A 19,272-nucleotide genomic window follows, 5' to 3' on the forward strand; every position below is an offset into this window, starting at 1 on the left:
TGTAAGCAACGACTTAAAAATGCAGATTAACGGCAGAGGCCCCGAGAAGGCCTGCCGTCTGAAGTGTATCAGAGTTTGACGATGTCGCGGGTATAGTCGCGCATGGGCACCGTGACGGCATGTTCGCCCACCTTTGCTTTTGCCTGGCGCTTACTGCCGAACTGCTCTTTGAGCTCGCGTCGGAAGCTTTGAAAAAATTCGTGGAACTTGTCTTTGCCCAGCACGCCCACCGCCCAGAGGGTGTTGTCGCTGCCGACCTCGAGCACGATCGCCGCCAGCGGCTGCGGCGCTTTACCCTCCTTGACGCGGCAGCCCCGCTCCGCATCGTAGACCGAGGTATGCCCGTCACAGACGATATCGCCCTCAAAACGTTCGCCGGGGTTGCGAAAGGTGATGAAACTGTCGTTTTTGTTGATGTGTGTCAGCTGGTGCGGGCAGATCCCGCTGAAAGCGACGATCGTCCCCCCGCTTCCGACACCCCCTTTCCAGATGTACTCATTCCCGAACTCATCCGTCAGTGCGACATCCTTTGCCGTCGGTTTCGGCAGATTGACCAGCAGGCAGCTCGTACCCGCGTAGGGGTAGTTGAAAACATAGTTCTCACCCGTTTTCAGGGCATCGGCCTTCAGCGGTGCGCCGCTGCCGTCGACGAGCTGCACTCTGGCATAACGTTTGTAGAGCGATCCGTCCTTGGCCATCAGCGTCTGGCCGATCGTTGAGGGGTCGATCGCGATCACGGCACCGGTAGCACCGACCACTTTTAAAAAATTTCTGCGTTCCATTCGTCTTCTCCTATGCGTTGAACATGTCGCGGTACATACCCTTGGCCCATTCCATAAGGCCCCGACCGTTATTGATGCCGACGCGGCCGTCCCACGTCTCATTGGCATAGACATTGGCAAAGGCGAAACGCTTGGCCTTGGCATCGTAGGCGTAGGCGGCATTGATCGAAATGGCCAGGACCGGGTCGCTGGAAACCGCCGAGTAGCAGATCGTCAACGGGGATTCCCAAGGTGTTTCGCCCCCGCCGTTGATTTTGGCGGCGATGCGCTTGGCGATATAGACCCCTTCCGTATTGGCCGTGTTGCCGGATTTGCTGAAGCCCATCGGCCGGACATCACCGGCGCAGTAGATCTCCGGATGGCCGTTAACTTCGTAGGTCAGCACGTTGATATCTGCCTCCATTTTGTTGAAGATACTGTCCTTCGCAACCCCGGCGACTTCCAGGATCTTGCCTCCGCGCACGTGCGGATAGAACGCCGCATCCGCGAAAGGGATGACATCGTCGTATTCGGTCGTGATCTCTTTTTTGTCCAGATCGAACGCCGTGATCTTCGTACCGGGGATATACTCGATGTAATCCTTGTAAAGCTTTTCAAAGGCGGAGTGGAACCCCTCGGCCTTGATCGTGACATCTTCGTTCTCATCGATCAGGACGACCTTGCCCTCGATCCCCTCTTTTTTGAAATAATCGGCAATCAGACAGGCACGCTCATAGGGAGCAGGAAGACAGCGGTAGTTGCCGCCGGGCACCGTCAGAATGAAATTGCCCGCTTCGAAATCGAGTACCTTGCTCCGCAGGGAGAGGTGTTCCGAGCCCGGCTTGAAACCGGCCGGGTACTCCGTCCGCAGCCGGCGTTCCAGCAGCGTATCTTTCGTCCATCCGGAATAGTCGTAATCGACCCCCGGTGCCAGCACAAGGTAATCATAGGAAAGATCGCCGTCGCTCGTCATCACGACCCGCTTGGCCTTGTCGACCCCGACGACCGTCGCGTTAAAATAGGTGTAGCGGTTTTCCCGTGCGGCCTGCAGGTAGTCATGCATCAAAAAGTCCAGTTCGACGGCATCTACCAGCCAGAGATTGCTGACCGGGCAGGACATGAACTCGCTGCGCTGTTCGACCAGGACCACATCCGCATTCGGCGCATACTTTTTGACGTATTTGGCCACCGTCAGGCCGGACCAGCCGCCGCCGACAACGACCACCCTCGGCGCATCGCTTTTGGGCAGCGGGGCTTCCGTACCGATCCCGACGCTTCCCTCGTTTTCGGCCGCACCCTCTTCCGGCGACAACCCCATTTGCGAACACCCCGCAGCCCCCATCGCTACAGCAGCGACTCCGGACAGTTTGAGCAACTCTCTTCGTGACAATCCCATGCTTCTCTCCTTACAAAGTGTGATGGCATTCTTAACCGTTTCCGGTAACGCCCCATTGTCACTTCTTCAACCTTAAAAAACAGATAAACTATTATTGAAAGTAATATATTACATTTTTAGTATTATATTTTGTTTATATATATTATTTTTGATTATTCATGTTTTTTGAGAGCGTTGCGTGGCGGTTTTAGGACTCGAGAATGAGCCTGAAGCCGACCATTTCACTGCGGTAGGTAGGAATATTGGAATCGCGGTAGGAGGGCGAAAGGCCCTCATCCCGGCTTTTGATGGAACCGCCGCGGATGATTTTCATGGCATCATTGTCCGAACCCGTTTTCGCTGCTTTGGACGGGGCGCTTTTGTAATCGGGGGTTGCCCCGTCCAGACACCACTCCGCCACGTTCCCAGCCATATCGAAGAGGCCGAAGGCGTTGGGCTGCAGCAAGCCGCGCGAGTGCACGAAGCCGTGTGCGTTCGTCGCCATCCAGGCATACTGTGCGGCATTGGCGGCACTGTCTCCCCACGCATAGAGGGTATCGCTTCCGGCACGGGCAGCGTATTCCCACTCCGCCTCCGTCGGCAGGCGATACGATTTGCCGGAGACCTGGCTGAGCCAGGCGGCGTAGGCCATCGCTTCTTCCCAACTGACGTAAGCCACAGCGGCGCTCTCGTTTTTAAGCAGTTTTTTCTTGCGGTACTTCGTCCCCGTTGCTTTCAAAAAGGCGCTGTACTCCAGATTGCTGACTTCATAGGTACTCATTTTCAGGCCGGCCTGGACCGTGACCATATGGACGGGCTTACTGTTGTCGAAACGGTCCGAACCCATCAGGTAGATCCCCTCCGGTATGGCCACCATCTCTGTCGGCTCATAATAGAGCGGTGCCGCTTCAGCTGTCTCGGTTCCATTTGAAAGCGCCTGCTGCTCTGCTTTGAGGCGCGCCAGCTCCGCCTGCTGCACTTTGAGCTCGGCTTCCACCTTCTCAAGCTCCTTGTTCTGGGCGGAATCTGCAGCAGCGCTCTTCTCCTTGACCTTGAGCGTATTGATCCGGCCTGTTGCCGTCTGGGTGTATGCAGAATCGGGGTAGGCGATCAGGAAGGCTTCGTACCCGACGACACTGTTTTTGGTCTCCGCACGCTGCCACGCTTTGTCCGCAGGCGTCAACAGCTTGGCAGGGACGTTGAAATAGAAGTCTGCGGCGGCGATCCGGGAGTGGACGCCCGCTTTGGAGAGTTTGTCGGCCAGGCTGTCCATATCGTCATGCCCGTTCCCGACGTCCCCCGCCACGTGACCGAAGAGCGGTGAGCTTGCCGCTTTGCCGTTCCAGCGTACCAGGGAATCGGCCTCTTTGACATCCTTGATCGCGTCAAGGATCAGTTCGCCGTCCGTCGTATTGGGTTTGCCGCCATAGGCAAAGGCGTCGATGAGTCCGATACTGACACGGGGGGTGTGGCGCTGCAGTTTCTGCAGCAGAAAGTCGAAACTGACCGCCGATAGACGCAGCTGCGGCAGCCCCTCCAGCTTCATCCGCGCCGGCAGGATCCATGCCTGCGCATCATGGACGACCATCCGCCCGCTGTAGACAAGCGTAATGACGGCATTCGGAGTGAGCTCTTTGTCAAAGCTGCGGAAGGTCTTAATGAGCTCCCCGCGGTCGAGGTTGAAAGCCGTGACCGTCTTGAAACCCTTGGATTTCAGAAACGACGCCAGCGCCTGGGCCGATGCCACCGCCTTGTCGTCACCCGTTTCGGTGACGAGTCCGTTTGCGATCACCAAAGCATAACGCTTCTCACTCTTCATCTGCTCTACGGTGGCGGAAAAGAGTAAAGAGGCACCCAGGAACAAAAAGAGGAAAAAAATACGCATCATAAGCCTTGAAGGGAGTATCGAGTGGCCTATATTATCATTTCCTTAAGCTTACAACCTAATTAAATTTAACAACGCATGCCCACTAACGGCATTTGTGATACCCACCCCGCACTTTCCAGGCCGTTACTCTGCCGCGGCAATAAAATCCCGGATAAGATCATCAGGGTTTTCCAGCCCGATCGATACGCGGATCAACCCCGGTGTAATACCGAGAAATGCCCGTTCATTGTCGCCGAAATCGCTGTAGATCGTCGACGCCATATGCAGCGCCAGGGTCCGGCTGTCGCCGATGTTGGCCGTGATCGTCACCAGTTTCGTTTTGCGCAGAAAGGCATAGGCGGCCTCCGCGCTGCCCATATCGATTGTCAGCAGCGGCCCCGTCCCGTTTACAAACTGTGTCGTATACCGGTCATGGTGCGGATGATCCCTCAGCGCCGGGTGGTTGACGTTCAAGCCGGCCTCTTTGAGCGCATGCGCCACCGTTTCGACGCTTTCGACGATCCGGTTCAGACGCAGCGGAAGCGTTTCGAGGCCCAGCAGCGTCAGGTAGCTGTTGAACGCCGACGGGCTCATGCCGAAATCGCGCATCGCCCGTTTTTTGCCAACCGCGACAAGGGCCATCGCCCCCATTTTGTCGATGAACTTGTGGATCGACGCGTAGCGTGACGTTTTGAATTTGTCTTTGCCTTCGCCGATCGCACGGAAGACGGCGGCGCCGCCGAGAGCCGAAGCGTTGCCAGCGATCAGTTTCGTCGTCGAATAGACAACGATATCCGCACCGAGTTTGAGCGGCTGGATGCTCAGCGGCGTCACGGTGTTATCGACCATCAGGGCGATCCCGTGGGCGTCGGCGATGGCCGCAACTGCCTGCAGGTCCGGCAGCCGCATGTTCGGATTGCCGACACTCTCGAGGAAAATCAGCTTGGTCTTCGCATTGATGACGGACTCCACCTCTTCGAGGGCATCAACGTCAAAAAAGGCGGTACGGATACCAAAACGCTGCAGGGTCTCCTCAAAAAAGGAGTATGTCCCCCCGAAAAGTCCGCCGATACTGATGATCTCGTCCCCGCTCTCCAGCAGCGACATTACGGCCAGGGCCGTTGCGCCCATCCCCGAGCTCGTCGCGATGGCACCGACACCCCCCTCCATCTGTGCCAGGAGCCCCTCAAGCTTGCCGGATGTCGGGTTGCCCACCCGGGCGTACAGCGGTTTTTTGACGCTGCCGTCGAAGATCCCCTCTGCCGTCTCCGGATCCCCATATGCAAAGGCCGCCGAGTTGGCGATCACGGGCGAGATCGCGCCCTCTTTCGCTCCCGTTCCCTGCACGAACTGTGTCGTAAACGCTTCAAAACGATTCATTGCTTTAAACCTGTTGATTGTAGAATTGGGCACATTATAGCTGAAAGAGGTTTAGGTGGCGCAACACATTTTTATCACGGCGACCAACACGGAGATAGGCAAAACTTATACGACCCGAAAGCTGATGCATGCACTGAGCGCACGGGGAGTGCGCGTCGGCGTGATCAAGCCTATTGAGACCGGTGTTCAGAATATTCCCGAAGACGGCGCGTTACTGCTGCAGGACCTCAAACAGCTCAACCCCCAGGCGTGGGCGCTCGACATCGACGATATCGTTCCCGTGCAGTTTGCCCTGCCGGCCGCACCCTATGTCGCGAAAGGGGACGCATCCATCGACTGGGACGCCATCGACCGTGCCGTCGAAGCGATGGACGCGATCTGCGATGTCTGCCTGATCGAAGGGGCCGGCGGACTGCTCGTGCCCGTTGACGCCGAGACGGATATGATCGACCTGATCCCCCGCTACAATGCCAAGGCGCTTCTCGTTGCCCACTGCCGTCTCGGCGGTATCAACGACCTGCGTCTCAGTCTCGAAGCGCTCAAGCAGCGCGGTATCGCAGCCGAATGGGTGTTGAACTGCCGGCAGGACGATGTGGGCTTCGATGAGACCTCCCGCCCCTGGTTCGATACCGCCGTGCCCGGATGGCACACTCTCGAAGACGATATTGAGCGACTTTGCGACGCGCTTTTGCTATAATTCTCCAAAAATAAAGAGGGTCCATGCAGCATCTCATCCGTACCGACGACTTCAGCACAGAAGAGATTCTTTCCCTCTACAACGATGCGGATCTCTACGCCCAGGGCGGATTTCACCGCATTCTGCAGGACCGCATCATCATCACCCTTTTTTTTGAAAACTCGACACGTACCCGCAGCTCCTTTGAGATCGCGGCCAAGCGGCTTGGGGCCGAAGTCGTCCACCTCGATGTCGGCAAAAGCTCTACGAAAAAAGGGGAGACCCTCGTCGATACGGCCATGAACCTTGATGCGATGGGCCCAGATGCCATCATCGTCCGTCATGCCAATGCCGGGGTCCCAAAGATCCTCTCCAATCACACCCGTGCCGCCATCATCAATGCCGGTGACGGGGCCCATGCCCACCCCACACAGGCCCTGCTCGACCTCTATACCCTGCGCAAGCATTTCGGGGACGTCGACGGCAAACGCATCGCCATCGTCGGCGATATCAAAAACTCGCGGGTCGCGAACTCCAACATCGAGCTTCTGCAGCGCTTCGGCATGAAAGTCACCCTGGTCAGTCCCCCGCAATTCATGCCGCAGACCGAACTGCCGTCCACCTACCATCTGCACGACGTGATGGACGATGTCGACGTCATCATGAGCCTGCGCACCCAGACGGAGCGCCACTCCCAACCCAGCTACGCATCCCTACAGGATTATGCAAGCGACTTCTGCATCACCAAAGAACTTGTCGGTGACCGCGACATTATCATCCTGCATCCGGGGCCGGTCCACCGTAATATCGATATTGATGACGACCTCCTGGCCGATCCCCGTTGCAAAGTCCTTGAACAGGTCTCCAACGGCGTCTCCGTGCGTATGGCTGTGCTCAAAAAACTGATTCTTGATGGCAACCGCTAGTCTCAATTCCCTCTGCGCAGACGCCGTTCCCTTCTTTTTTCTTTCCGATTTCGAAGGGAAAGATCTCACCTGCTATCCACTGGATACTCTTTCGGATGAAGACATCGAATTCTCCTTTCATGCCTCAGGCATGCCACATTGTTCTGCACTGGATAAAAAGCCTGTTGATTATGAGATCTACAAAGCAAAACTGGACAGCGTGCAGGAGTATATTCGTCGCGGAGAGACCTATCTGCTCAATCTGACCCAGCCTACGCCTATAAAATGCTCTGAAACCCTGCATACAATCTACCAGAAGGCCAATGCACCCTTCAAGCTCCGTTATAAGGACAAGTTCGTCTGCTTTTCCCCGGAAAAATTCATTGAAATCATCGATGACAAAATCTATACCTACCCTATGAAGGGTACGATCGACGCTTCTCTTCCTGAGGCTGAAGAGACGATCCTTGGCGATGAAAAGGAGATGGCGGAACACCTGATGGTCGTCGACCTCCTTCGAAACGATCTCGGCATCGTGGCAACCAATATACGTGTCGAAAAATTCCGATACATCGACAGGATAAAAGCCGGATCTAAAGAGCTACTGCAGGTCAGCTCCAAGATATCCGGACAGTTGGAGAGCACATGGCCGATCCGGTTCGAAGAGATCCTGCGGGCTCTTCTGCCGGCAGGGAGTATCAGCGGCACACCAAAAAAACGCACCGTAGAGATCATCAAAGAGGTGGAAGGGTACGAACGCGGCTATTTTACAGGGGTATTCGGCTATTTTGACGGCAAAAATCTTTATAGTGCCGTATCGATCCGCTATATCGAACAGACGCCGAATGGGCTTGTATACAAGAGTGGCGGCGGAATAACAATCGACAGTGATGCGCAAAAAGAGTATGAAGAGCTGATCGACAAGATCTATATCCCTTAAAATGTCAATTGAAACAGAGATCTGGAGTAGAGGCAGTAATAAGGTCATTTGGTTGATATATTGTTTTTGTTTGTAAGTAAGAATGTCAGGATTGTTTTAATAAGTAGAGGGGTAAATCCGAGAACCAGGCGGCGACCTACGTTCCCAACCCTGCAAGGGTCAGTATTATCAGCGATGAGAGGCTTAGCTTCCGGGTTCGGAATGGGGCCGGGCGTTTCCCTCTCTCTATAGCCACCTGGACAATCGGATCGAAAAGCTCCGGTGAGCTCTTGGATCCGACTGCGTGTCGGTATTATGTATGTTTTATGCCAAGTGTTAGCATAAAATATGATTGTTAAAGTCAACGGTTGCAACTACGGCTATTACAGCTCATACTGAGTAAGGCAGTAAGACACTAATTTTAGGGAAAAAAGACGAACGGACTATTAGTACTGGTCAGCTAAACAGATTGCTCTGCGTACACACCCAGCCTATCAAGCATGTAGTCTTCATGCGTCCTTCAGGGAGAGTTCATCTTGGAGTTGGCTTCCCGCTTAGATGCTTTCAGCGGTTATCACATCCGAACGTAGCTACCCGGCGGTGCCCTTGGCAGGACAACCGGTGCACCAGTGGTTCGTCCAACCCGGTCCTCTCGTACTAGGGTCAGCTCTCCTCAACTCTCCTACGCCCACGGAAGATAGGGACCGAACTGTCTCACGACGTTCTGAACCCAGCTCGCGTACCGCTTTAAATGGCGAACAGCCATACCCTTGGGACCTGCTCCAGCCCCAGGATGCGATGAGCCGACATCGAGGTGCCAAACCTCCCCGTCGATGTGAGCTCTTGGGGGAGATCAGCCTGTTATCCCCGGCGTACCTTTTATCCTTTGAGCGATGGCCCTTCCACACAGAACCACCGGATCACTATGACCGTCTTTCGACTCTGCTCGACGTGTATGTCTCACAGTCAGGCTGGCTTATGCCATTATACTCTACGATGGATTTCCAACCCATCTGAGCCAACCTTTGTAAGCCTCCGTTACTTTTTAGGAGGCGACCGCCCCAGTCAAACTACCCACCAGACATTGTCCTGACAGAGGATAACTCTGCGCAGTTAGCTATCAGAATATTCAAGGGTGGTATCTCAAGGGTGCCTCATTAGCAACTGGCGTCACTAAATCAACGGCTCCCACCTATCCTGCACATGAATATCCCAATAGCAGTGTCAAGCTATAGTAAAGGTGCACGGGGTCTTTCCGTCTTTCCGCGGGTAGGAGGAATTTTCACCTCCACTACAATTTCACTGGATCCCTGGTTGAGACAGCTCCCATCTCGTTACGCCATTCATGCAGGTCGGTATTTAACCGACAAGGAATTTCGCTACCTTAGGACCGTTATAGTTACGGCCGCCGTTTACTCGTGCTTCAATTCACCGCTTCGCAAAGCTAACGGATCCTTTTAACATTCGAGCACCGGGCAGGCGTCACACCCTATACATCCACTTACGTGTTGGCAGAGTGCTGTGTTTTTGGTAAACAGTCGGGAGGGACTCTTTGCTGCGACCCGCTTCCGCTCCACCCGCAGGGGTTTCACGTACAACGGGCACACCTTATTCCGAAGTTACGGTGCTAGTTTGCAGAGTTCCTTAACCAGGGTTCTTCCACGCGCCTTAGAATACTCATCTCACCCACCTGTGTCGGTTTACGGTACGGGCGACTGTAGATATGCTTAGAAACTTTTCTCGGCACGACGGCATCAACGATTCTGTTTCTGCTCCGAAGAGCGTCGACAGCCTGTCAGATCTCGGTCTCATGTAAGGCGGATTTGCCTGCCTTACAACCTACATCCTTCGAGCCACTATTCCATCAGTGACCTCGTTTAGCCCTATGCGTCCTTCCATCACGCTCTACAGTCGGTATCGGAATATTAACCGATTTGCCATCGTCTACCCCTTTCGGACTCGACTTAGGTCCCGACTAACCCTACGATGACGAGCATCGCGTAGGAAACCTTGGGTTTACGGCGAAGCAGATTCTCACTGCTTTTATCGCTACTCATGCCTGCATGCTCACTTCCATCCGCTCCAGCACTCCTTGCCGGTATACCTTCAACGCTGAATGGAACGCTCTCCTACCACTTAGTAAAACTAAGTCTAGAGCTTCGGTGTACATCTTAGCCCCGTTATATTTTCGGCGCAGAATCGCTAGACCAGTGAGCTGTTACGCTTTCTTTAAAGGATGGCTGCTTCTAAGCCAACCTCCTGGTTGTTTCAGCAACTCCACATCCTTTTCCACTTAGATGTAACTTAGGGACCTTAGCTGCTAGTCTGGGTTGTTCCCCTCTCGACGATTGATTTTATCACCCACCGCCTGACTCCCGAGGTTACACATACAGTATTCGGAGTTTGATAGGGTTTGGTACCGCGGTGAGCAGCCCTAGCCCTGTCAGTGCTCTACCCCTGTATGCTAATGCTCGAGGCTATACCTAAATATATTTCGGAGAGAACCAGCTATCACTGAGTTTGATTGGCCTTTCACCCCTATCCACAAGTCATCCGGGGGCTTTTCAACGCCCATCGGTTCGGTCCTCCACCGGCTCTTACACCGGCTTCAACCTGCTCATGGATAGATCACTCAGTTTCGGGTCTGCAGCATCTGACTAATCGCCCTATTAAGACTCGCTTTCGCTACGGCTTCGCGTTCGCTTAACCTTGCCAGATACCACAACTCGCAGGCTCATTATGCAAAAGGCAGTCCGTCACCCCTCATAAAGAATGGGGCTCCGAATGATTGTAAGCTATAGGTTTCAGGTTCTATTTCACTCCGTTCACCACGGTTCTTTTCACCTTTCCCTCACGGTACTGGTTCGCTATCGGTCTGGTAGTAGTATTTAGCCTTGGAGGGTGGTCCCCCCATGTTCAGTCAAGATAACACGTGTCCCGACCTACTCGAATAACATGCAGATAGTTTTCGCTTACAGGGCTATCACCTTCTATGGCTCCTCTTTCCAAAGGATTCTGCTAACACACTACACGCTTTAGGGCTAGTCCCATTTCGCTCGCCGCTACTCTGGGAATCTCGGTTGATTTCTTTTCCTCAAGGTACTGAGATGTTTCACTTCCCTTGGTTCGCTCCCCGCAGGGTGACACGACTCTCGCCGTGCCGGGTTGCCCCATTCGGAAATCCCCGGATCAAAGCTTCTTGGCAGCTCCCCGAGGCTTATCGCAGCCTAGTACGTCCTTCATCGCCTCTACCAGCCTAGGCATCCACCTATAGCTCTTAATATCTTTATTCTAATTAGCGCTTACTGCCTTACTCAATATGAATAAGACTGTAATATTTAATTGTAGTTGCAATACTTACGAAGTAATCTTCATAAATATTTGTTGACTTTAACAATGATAATTCAATGAACGTTTTAGACTCTTATACACTAAGAAGTCTAATATCAGTACTTCTAAAAGTACTCGTATTAGGCTTCGTGGTGGAGAATAGCGGGATCGAACCGCTGACCTCCTGCGTGCAAAGCAGGCGCTCTCCCAGCTGAGCTAATTCCCCACATAGTGATCCTGGTGGGCCTAGGAGGACTTGAACCTCCGACCTCACCCTTATCAGGGGTGCACTCTAACCAGCTGAGCTATAGGCCCCTTCTCGGCATTTCTAATTCAATAGAACACAGATCACTGAAAACTAAGCAAGCAAGCGGACAGACACAATCTGAAATGTGAGATTTTCTCTTCGGGCCACCAAACGAATGGTGCCCGGTTACTCTAGAAAGGAGGTGATCCAACCGCAGGTTCTCCTACGGTTACCTTGTTACGACTTCACCCCAGTCGCTGATTCCACCGTAAGCGGTAGCTACTTTAGCTTCCCGATTTCGGGTGAAATCAACTCCCATGGTGTGACGGGCGGTGAGTACAAGACCCGGGAACGTATTCACCGTAGCTTAGCTGATCTACGATTACTAGTGATTCCAGCTTCATGCACTCGAGTTGCAGAGTACAATCCGAACTGAGAGACGCTTTATGAGATTGGCTCCACCTCGCGGTATCGCAACTCTCTGTACGCCCCATTGTAGCACGTGTGTAGCCCTGGCCGTAAGGGCCATGATGACTTGACGTCGTCCTCACCTTCCTCCTCCTTGCGAAGGCAGTCTCCTTAGAGTGCCCAGCCGAACTGCTGGCAACTAAGGACGAGGGTTGCGCTCGTTGCGGGACTTAACCCAACATCTCACGACACGAGCTGACGACAGCCGTGCAGCACCTGTTTTCAAGCTCCAGTAAACTGGCACTTCCGTATCTCTACAGAATTCTATCAATGTCAAGGCCAGGTAAGGTTCTTCGTGTATCTTCGAATTAAACCACATGCTCCACCACTTGTGCGGGTCCCGTCTATTCCTTTGAGTTTTAATCTTGCGACCGTACTCCCCAGGCGGAATGCTTAATCTGTTAAGTGCATCACCGAAGTAACGAGTACCCCGACGACTAGCATTCATCGTTTAGGGCGTGGACTACCAGGGTATCTAATCCTGTTTGCTCCCCACGCTTTCACGCCTCAGCGTCAGTTATGTCCCAGCAGATCGCCTTCGCTTTCGGTATTCCTAGTGATATCTACGGATTTTACCCCTACACCACTAATTCCATCTGCCCCTTCCATACTCTAGGTTCCCAGTTTCAAGTGCAGTTCAATGGTTGAGCCATTGGATTTCACACCTGACTTAAAAACCCGCCTACGCGTCCTTTACGCCCAGTGATTCCGAGTAACGCTTGCTCCCTCCGTATTACCGCGGCTGCTGGCACGGAGTTAGCCGGAGCTTATTCATTAGGTACCGTCATTTTCTTCCCTAATAAAAGGAGTTTACACACCGAAATGCGTCATCCTCCACGCGGCGTTGCTGCATCAGGGTTTCCCCCATTGTGCAATATTCCTCACTGCTGCCTCCCGTAGGAGTCTGGTCCGTGTCTCAGTACCAGTGTGGCGGATCATCCTCTCAAACCCGCTATGTGTCATCGCCTTGGTGAGCTCTTACCTCACCAACTAGCTGATACAATATAGGCCGATCCCATAGCGAAAAACTTTCCCTGCGAACAGGAGTATCCGGTATTAATCACCGTTTCCAGTGGCTATCCCAGACTATGGGGCACGTAACCTATACATTACTCACCCGTGCGCCACTCGTCAGCAAAGTAGCAAGCTACTTCCTGTTACCGTTCGACTTGCATGTGTTAAGCACGCCGCCAGCGTTCACTCTGAGCCAGGATCAAACTCTCCATAATTGAAAAGACACTTCATAAATGAAGCGATTACTGATCCAGCCCAAGATATAAAATCATTGGCTGTATAGTGTCTATACTTAGTTTCCCAAGTAATAGACGGTTATTGTGTCTTATCTAAGTAAGACTTCCAGACCTTGTCTGTCCATCCCACTTGCTTAGTTTTCAATGATCTCAAACTTTCGCGATCTTCAACCCGAAGTCCCGCTAGATAGGCCTCTTTTCGATGCCTCTCATCGTTTGTGGACGGGAATTATAGGGGATTTCAAAAGCAATGTCAAGAGGTTTTTGCGCAAATTTTCAAATTTTTTGGAAATTCCCAAAATACACGCTTTTACAGTGCTGTTCCGTCAATATTTGCTACTTTGACAAAGCCCGTTTCTTTGGTCACAAGCACATCCGCAGTATGCCCATCGCTTGTGGTCAGATGGACGGTACAATCATTTGCCAGCAAGTTCATCGTATTGCCGCTGATCTGGCCGGCTCTGCCCAGATGGTCAAAAGCCAGATTCTTGATACCGCCGGATGATGTCGCCACGCCGCACACCGTCACTGAACTGATGCCGAAGCTCTTCCATAGCAATACATCATCATTCGTCCCATTACATGATGATCCGCCGAACAGACCTTTTTTTGTCATTGGATCAACTGCCCACTCATCTGATCCCGGCGTCCCCCCATTGCCGTTTCGGTCTGCATGTACCTGGTAACACTCGCCGCTTGTGCCACTCACAAAGGTGATTCGCCAGTTTGTTTCTTTCCAGTCAACACCGGCAGGTGCATCATTAAAGCGGTCTTCAACCATTGCATGGTGTTGCGTCAATCTGATATGTCTGGCAACCTGATAAGCGGCTTCAGCGATATTATCACGTTCAAATCTTGGAATAAACACCGCTGCCAGTATGCCGGCAACAACAATAACAAAGACCAGTTCGATCATCGTAAAAGCTGATTTTTTCATCGAGGTTCCTATCTTTCTTTGGAGGATAGGTCATTATAACATAAGAAAACAGTAGTGGGGAAGGTGAGAAAAGAGGAAAGTCGAAGACGGATAGAGCTTAGAGCTCTTACCTGGAAAACTGATTTTTTCCAGGCAGTGCTTTTTAAAGCTCTTCCGCTTTTTCGACGTTGTAAAGAATGTCGTCCATCGGGTGGCGGTACATCGGCATTCCGAGACGTTTTTCGTCAAGGATGTGGCCGATGAAGCCGATGGAGCGGCCGACGACGAAGAATGCGTTGAGCGCACCCGCGTCGATGAAGCCGTCGATCTCTTCCTCGGAGTAACCGAGCGCACGCCACATGTCAACCATGAGGATACCGATCGTACCGTCGACGTTCAGGATCAGGTTGTCCTTCTTGGATGTCGTCAGCTTCTCGACTTCAAGAGCGAAGTCAAGGAGCGGAGTCGCCGGGAAGTTTTCAGCTGCAAACTTCTTCAGACCGGAAACACGCAGGTCCGGGTTACGGACGGACTTGATACGGTGACCGATACCGGAGATCGTCTTGCCCTCTTTTTTCATGTAGGCGATGAACTCTGCCGGACTCATACCGTTGTCGTTCGCGTACTTGAAGTAGCGCGCCGCGTCGTCGATCGCACCGCCGAAGCGAGGTCCGATTGTCAGAAGGCCCGTTACCAGCGCAGAGATAACGTCTTTGCCGGCACGTGCAGTGACTTTTGCGTTGTGTGCACCGGAGACCGCCGGACCGTGGTCCGCAACAGTTTTCATAACAGTTTCGATGTAGTCCGTCGCCCATTTCGGGTAGCGTTTCTTGAACCACAGCAGTGAAACAACGTCACCAATGCCGAAGCCGGTGTCAGGCGTTGCAACAGAGCTGATCGGGTAACCTGCGTACGTCGCTTCGTCGCCGCGGTCGTCGGAGATCGTACAGATGAACTCTTTCTTGCGGCGGACTTTCGGTACTTCGCGCAGTGCAGGCTCTTCGATTTCGCCGATGACGCCTTCCGCTTTCAGTTTATTGTAAACCTCATTGATCTTGCCCGGAAGATCGTTGAAGCTTGCCGGTACATAGATACCCGCTTCTGCCATTGCTGCATTTTTAGCTGCAGCAGTCTCAGCATCGGCATTTGCGGATGCACCCGCGTGACCGAACTGAACACCGGAGCTGAAGTGTTTTGCGATCGTACCGATACACCATGCGATGATCGGCTTCGTGATCTTGCCGGACTTGACCGCTTCGATCACTTTATACTCTTCCGTACCGCCGACTTCGCCGAGCAGAATCATGTATTTGACCTGCGGGTTGTTCTGCATACGCAGGAGGTTGTCGATGAAGACGGAACCGACGAAGCGGTCACCACCGATCGCAACACCCTCTGCAATACCGTCGGCATTGATAGAGATGATGTTGGAAAGTTCGTTGAACAGACCGCCGGAACGTGTCACAAGCCCACAGGAACCTGCACGGTGCAGTTTGGAGTTGATGATGTTCTCGATCGTACCGCCGACGTTCGCGATCTTGAATGCGCCCGGTGCGATACCGCCGACCGTCGCAGGCCCGATAACGGTAACACCGGCATCACGTGCCGCCTGGTTCATACCACGTGCCAGACGCTCCGGGATACCTTCTGCCGTAACCATGATCGTTTTGAACTGGCCCTTGAGACCGATCGCTTCCATCGTGACGTCATACGCCGTACGGAAAGAGGCGAAGTTCAGCAGAACGTCTGCCTTCGGGAACGCGCTCGCCGCATCGGTCGTGTTACGGAAAACCGGGACCATAATTTCGTCCGGTCCATAGAAGAACTTCTCGAATTTATTGCTGGACGTCGGTGCGACGATCGCCGCAACTGACGGCGTTGCACGGTTGATGACATAGTCATAGTCCAGCATACGCTGGATCGCGCTTGCGTTGTTATTCCAGAAAATTGCCTGTGTGTCTTTTGTAAACAGTGCACCCATTCTTCTCTCCTTACTTCTCAAGTGCCATACGCACGATATCGGTTACGTGTGTTTCCGGCCCATAGACTTCGATATACAGGCCCAGACGGTCTGCCGCTTCTTTAATGTCTTTAAGACCTTTTTCGTAGTTCGGTCCGCCGCGGCGTACATAAATACGCGTGTTGTGTTCTTTCATCTTATCCGCATACTCTTCGAATGACTGGATGATACCTGTAAAGGTCTTCGCAACGTCGGTAAAGTTTGCAATCGCACCGCCGATGATGAGGATTTTGTCACGGCCCTGGGCATCTTTGTGACGTGTCATCAGGTCAAGGAGTGTGTCGGCGTAGAACTTCGTTTCACCCGTTGTCGGACCACCGGAGTATTCTCCATAGTTTGCGAGGTCTTTGACGTCGCCCGAGAGGTCAGCAATGGTATCTGCATAAACAACAGAAGCACCACCGCCCGCGACCATCGTCCAGATGCGGCCGAGCGGGTTGAGGATCGTCAGTTTCAGGGATGCACCGGATTTCGCATCGGCTTCAGCAACCGCTTTCTCTTCCGGGGACTGGTCCTCCATACCGAATGCCGTCGGGTACTCTGCACCGCACCAAGCGTCACCCATCATGAAGCCTGCGGTATCGTCCAGGCGTGCTACGAGGTCAAGAATAGCCATTTCGTTGTTGGCGAGCATGACGATCGGGTTGATTTCAAGGTAAGCAAAGTTCAGGTCACGGTAGAACTTGAAGAATGCGATCGCGAAAGAGGTGAATGCCTCTTTATTTGCAGCCGGAATATCCGCAGGCACGTTTGCACGGACGGCATGTTCCATATCCGCATCGCTCATGTTGATCGGGATATGAACCTCGTTGACCTTCTCGTCCCAGCCCTCTTCGACTTCCATACCGCCCTCTGCGGACATGTAAAGAACATCGTCTTCGCCGACGGTCGTCGCGGAGATGTAGTACTCCTGCTCCTGCGTATGCGGTGTGAACGGCTCGACGACGAAGTGTGTCAGGCGCCCGTGCTGACCGGAAAGCAGTGTCACGTCATGTGACATTTTCTCGTCGATCCATTTGGCGGCATCGTCCAGGGTGACGTCGCCCGGCTTGTTCGTCTTGAAGAGAACGAGATCGTTTTTACCACGCTTACCGAACAGCATATCCGGCTTGGCGACGAGCGGCTCCTGCTTCAGCCACTCGAAACCGTGTTCCTCGGCTTTCGCTTTCAGTTCCGCACCGCTGGTGACAAGAACTGATTTGAATCCATAGTGAAAACCGCTGAAATATTTTTCCCAGTGGCGGGCAAAGATGGCTTTACCGTCGTATTCACGAATCGCTCTTTGAGCCATTTCAACTCCTTGAAAATCTTTTGGTTTGGATTATATCACGGATGATCTCTCACCCCTGCTTGAGACTTTCGCGGGAGGTCGTGGAATTAATTTTTGGGTAATTTAGTAACATAAAAAACCGCTGCCGGCACATTATAGTAACGAATTGTTACACTATTGTGTCCCAAAGGCCCCTCTGAACGCAGAACCGTCTCTTCACACTCCCCGATCCCGTAGAAACGCAGCCGCAGCTGCATGGCCCGGTTCTCCGGGAGCGTCGCGCAGAAGATATTGCGCGCTTTCAGCTCTTCAGCCAGCTCCTTGGCGATGTGTGTGCGGTAGGCAAAATAGTGCGACGGTTCATCGATAAAGAGATAAGCCGCTTTATTAAAGAAGACGGCAGCCGCATTCACGACCAGCAGCGCCATCGCCAGCGTAAACAGCAGACGGTAACGCTTGCGGAAGGGCCGGAGCCGCACCCGGTAGGAGTGATAGAAGGTCTGCATACCGAGCGGCAATGCCGCCATCAGGAAAGGAGCAAACTGCTCGATCTCGATGCGCTGCCTGAAAGAGAGCAGCAAGGAGAGGACCAGGGCCGACGTCGCAATGGCCAGAAGAAGGTCCAGCTGACCCGTCACGTAACGACGGTAGAGCACGTAGACCAGGTAGACGAAGACGACCGGGGAAAAGACCGCCGCATAAAGCCCCATCATGTCGAGGAACTGGTTCTGCGGCACGCCCCCCGTATTGAATCCCAAGGCCCATACGGTGACTACGGACAACAGAAGGTAGGCACCAAAGTAGCGGTAGCGTTTCGCATGGAAAGCCTGCAGTGCCAGTGCCATGAACAGCAGGGTAAAGGCCACATCGCATAACGCCAGCAGCGGGAGCAGCAAATCCGCCCTCCTTCCGAACCGCTGCTCCAGGAAAAGGTAGACGAATAGCCCCAGGGTCACCAGCGCGGCATTGTCCACCAGAAGCGAAGAGCTGATCACGCCCGGTAGCAGCAGGAAAACGGCAACAAGCCAGACCCGTTCTCTCCCATGTTTCCCATAGGGTTTTGCGACCTTGTAGAGCAGCAGTGCGCTTGCCAGGTTCATCAGGATCATCGGCAGGCGCAGCGCCACGTCATTCTGGCCGAACAGAGCAATCGAGCCCTGGATGATCCGCGTCATGACGGAAGGTTCATAGTCGTAAAGCAGTTTGGCGCCGTGGTAGGTCAGGGAGAGCGAGGAGGCCTCAAGCAGCAGGATGACGGCATCGATCCCGAGCAGGAGAAAGAGCGCCAGACGGGGGGTCATAGTTTGAGGAAGTTATCCAGTATTTCGTGCCCGAACTCGCTCATGATGGATTCGGGGTGGAACTGCACGCCGTAGATGGGCTTGTCTTTGATCTGAAGCGCCATGATCTCATGGTCGTCCTGGCTGTAGGCCGTCGGCACGATCGTCTCGGGCAGACCCGCCTTTTCGACGATCAGGGAGTGATAACGTGTGGCCGTAAAGAACTCCGGAAGGTGCTTGAAGATCGCACAGCCGGTTTCGCACTCCATGACCGACGTCTTGCCGTGCATCATTTTTGCTGCGCGCACGACGTTCCCGCCGAAAACCTGTGCGATACTCTGATGCCCCAGGCAGATACCGAGAATAGGCACCTCATCTTTGAAATGGTCGATGACGGCCAGGCTCACTCCGGCTTCATCCGGGGTTGCCGGTCCCGGTGAGATGATGATCTTCTCCGGCTGCAGCGCAGCGATCTCCTCCACCGTCATTTCGTCGTTCCGGATCACCTTCAGGTCCGCCCCCAACTCCAGGCAGTATTGCACAATATTGTACGTAAAACTGTCGTAATTGTCGATCATCAAGACCATGGCGGAACCTCTGCTGCGGAA

12 protein-coding genes, 2 tRNA genes and 3 rRNA genes are annotated in these 19,272 nt (G+C 53.4%); 3 read left to right on the top strand and 14 right to left on the bottom strand.

Translation table 11 applies throughout. The features are described 5' to 3' along the window. Positions 1-68: 68 nt before the first annotated feature. The 4 genes from WCX18_RS10725 to WCX18_RS10740 all read right to left on the bottom strand — a co-directional run bounded on the left by WCX18_RS10725 (position 69) and on the right by WCX18_RS10740 (position 5,383). Positions 69-782 (bottom strand): Rieske 2Fe-2S domain-containing protein, encoded by a 714-nt coding sequence (locus tag WCX18_RS10725; RefSeq protein ID WP_345987657.1) that lies wholly within the window; start codon positions 780-782, stop codon positions 69-71. A 10-nt stretch (positions 783-792) separates the two neighbouring features. Further along, entirely contained in the window at positions 793-2,157 is a 1,365-nt protein-coding gene (locus WCX18_RS10730) for an FAD/NAD(P)-binding oxidoreductase (RefSeq protein ID WP_345987659.1), read from the bottom strand. Positions 2,158-2,344: 187 nt separating this feature from the next. Then, entirely contained in the window at positions 2,345-4,024 is a 1,680-nt protein-coding gene (locus WCX18_RS10735) for an SUMF1/EgtB/PvdO family nonheme iron enzyme (protein WP_345987661.1), read from the bottom strand. Positions 4,025-4,147: 123 nt separating this feature from the next. Further along, entirely contained in the window at positions 4,148-5,383 is a 1,236-nt protein-coding gene (locus tag WCX18_RS10740) for an aminotransferase class I/II-fold pyridoxal phosphate-dependent enzyme (protein ID WP_345987662.1), read from the bottom strand. A gap of 55 nt (positions 5,384-5,438) precedes the next feature. Between WCX18_RS10740 and bioD the strand changes: the two genes are divergently transcribed. From bioD to WCX18_RS10755, 3 genes are read left to right on the top strand one after another with little or no spacing between them, the layout of a single operon-like run. Then, positions 5,439-6,080 (top strand): dethiobiotin synthase, encoded by a 642-nt coding sequence (gene bioD, locus WCX18_RS10745; RefSeq protein ID WP_345987664.1) that lies wholly within the window; start codon positions 5,439-5,441, stop codon positions 6,078-6,080. Between the two features lie 23 nt (positions 6,081-6,103). Further along, complete coding sequence (locus tag WCX18_RS10750; protein WP_345987666.1) at positions 6,104-6,985, top strand: aspartate carbamoyltransferase catalytic subunit; 882 nt, start codon at positions 6,104-6,106, stop codon at positions 6,983-6,985. Beyond that, positions 6,972-7,904 (top strand): aminodeoxychorismate synthase component I, encoded by a 933-nt coding sequence (locus tag WCX18_RS10755; protein ID WP_345987668.1) that lies wholly within the window; start codon positions 6,972-6,974, stop codon positions 7,902-7,904. The genes WCX18_RS10750 and WCX18_RS10755 overlap by 14 nt, the downstream gene beginning before the upstream one ends. A gap of 123 nt (positions 7,905-8,027) precedes the next feature. Here WCX18_RS10755 and rrf read toward each other — a convergent pair. The 10 genes from rrf to WCX18_RS10805 form a co-directional block, all read right to left on the bottom strand. Beyond that, a 5S ribosomal RNA gene (gene rrf / locus WCX18_RS10760) occupies positions 8,028-8,143 on the bottom strand. 165 nt (positions 8,144-8,308) lie between these two features. Next, positions 8,309-11,174 (bottom strand): 23S ribosomal RNA (locus WCX18_RS10765). Positions 11,175-11,363: 189 nt separating this feature from the next. Then, a tRNA-Ala gene (locus tag WCX18_RS10770) sits at positions 11,364-11,439 on the bottom strand. Between the two features lie 12 nt (positions 11,440-11,451). Then, positions 11,452-11,528, bottom strand: a tRNA-Ile gene (locus tag WCX18_RS10775). 127 nt (positions 11,529-11,655) lie between these two features. Next, a 16S ribosomal RNA gene (locus WCX18_RS10780) occupies positions 11,656-13,157 on the bottom strand. Together the 16S, 23S and 5S rRNA genes with 2 tRNA genes alongside form the textbook arrangement of a ribosomal RNA operon. 331 nt (positions 13,158-13,488) lie before the next feature. Further along, positions 13,489-14,115, bottom strand: coding sequence for a type II secretion system protein (locus tag WCX18_RS10785; protein WP_345987669.1), 627 nt, complete (start codon positions 14,113-14,115; stop codon positions 13,489-13,491). 142 nt (positions 14,116-14,257) lie between these two features. Beyond that, complete coding sequence (locus tag WCX18_RS10790; RefSeq protein ID WP_345987671.1) at positions 14,258-16,075, bottom strand: citrate/2-methylcitrate synthase; 1,818 nt, start codon at positions 16,073-16,075, stop codon at positions 14,258-14,260. A 10-nt stretch (positions 16,076-16,085) separates the two neighbouring features. Continuing rightward, the gene (locus WCX18_RS10795; RefSeq protein ID WP_345987673.1) at positions 16,086-17,405 is read right to left on the bottom strand and encodes an ATP citrate lyase citrate-binding domain-containing protein; all 1,320 of its coding nucleotides are present in this window, start codon (positions 17,403-17,405) and stop codon (positions 16,086-16,088) included. Positions 17,406-17,491: 86 nt separating this feature from the next. Continuing rightward, on the bottom strand, positions 17,492-18,685 hold the full coding sequence (locus WCX18_RS10800) for a hypothetical protein (protein WP_345987675.1): 1,194 nt from the start codon (positions 18,683-18,685) through the stop codon (positions 17,492-17,494). Then, a complete protein-coding gene (locus tag WCX18_RS10805) occupies positions 18,682-19,251 on the bottom strand; it encodes an aminodeoxychorismate/anthranilate synthase component II (protein WP_345987677.1) in 570 nt (189 codons plus the stop codon). Before WCX18_RS10805 ends, WCX18_RS10800 begins: the two co-directional genes overlap by 4 nt. Positions 19,252-19,272 lie beyond the last annotated feature (21 nt).

This window comes from Sulfurimonas sp. HSL1-2, assembly GCF_039645565.1.
GTDB lineage: Bacteria > Campylobacterota > Campylobacteria > Campylobacterales > Sulfurimonadaceae > Thiomicrolovo > Thiomicrolovo zhangzhouensis.

Excerpts from the sequence above, each read along its gene's own strand:
- WCX18_RS10725 (WP_345987657.1), bottom strand. The coding sequence starts at position 782 with ATGGAACGCAGAAATTTTTTAAAAGTGGTCGGTGCTACCGGTGCCGTG.
- WCX18_RS10730 (WP_345987659.1), bottom strand. The coding sequence starts at position 2,157 with ATGGGATTGTCACGAAGAGAGTTGCTCAAACTGTCCGGAGTCGCTGCT.
- WCX18_RS10735 (WP_345987661.1), bottom strand. The coding sequence starts at position 4,024 with ATGATGCGTATTTTTTTCCTCTTTTTGTTCCTGGGTGCCTCTTTACTC.
- WCX18_RS10740 (WP_345987662.1), bottom strand. The coding sequence starts at position 5,383 with ATGAATCGTTTTGAAGCGTTTACGACACAGTTCGTGCAGGGAACGGGA.
- WCX18_RS10750 (WP_345987666.1), top strand. The coding sequence starts at position 6,104 with ATGCAGCATCTCATCCGTACCGACGACTTCAGCACAGAAGAGATTCTT.
- WCX18_RS10755 (WP_345987668.1), top strand. The coding sequence starts at position 6,972 with ATGGCAACCGCTAGTCTCAATTCCCTCTGCGCAGACGCCGTTCCCTTC.
- WCX18_RS10785 (WP_345987669.1), bottom strand. The coding sequence starts at position 14,115 with ATGAAAAAATCAGCTTTTACGATGATCGAACTGGTCTTTGTTATTGTT.
- WCX18_RS10790 (WP_345987671.1), bottom strand. The coding sequence starts at position 16,075 with ATGGGTGCACTGTTTACAAAAGACACACAGGCAATTTTCTGGAATAAC.
- WCX18_RS10795 (WP_345987673.1), bottom strand. The coding sequence starts at position 17,405 with ATGGCTCAAAGAGCGATTCGTGAATACGACGGTAAAGCCATCTTTGCC.
- WCX18_RS10800 (WP_345987675.1), bottom strand. The coding sequence starts at position 18,685 with ATGACCCCCCGTCTGGCGCTCTTTCTCCTGCTCGGGATCGATGCCGTC.
- WCX18_RS10805 (WP_345987677.1), bottom strand. The coding sequence starts at position 19,251 with ATGGTCTTGATGATCGACAATTACGACAGTTTTACGTACAATATTGTG.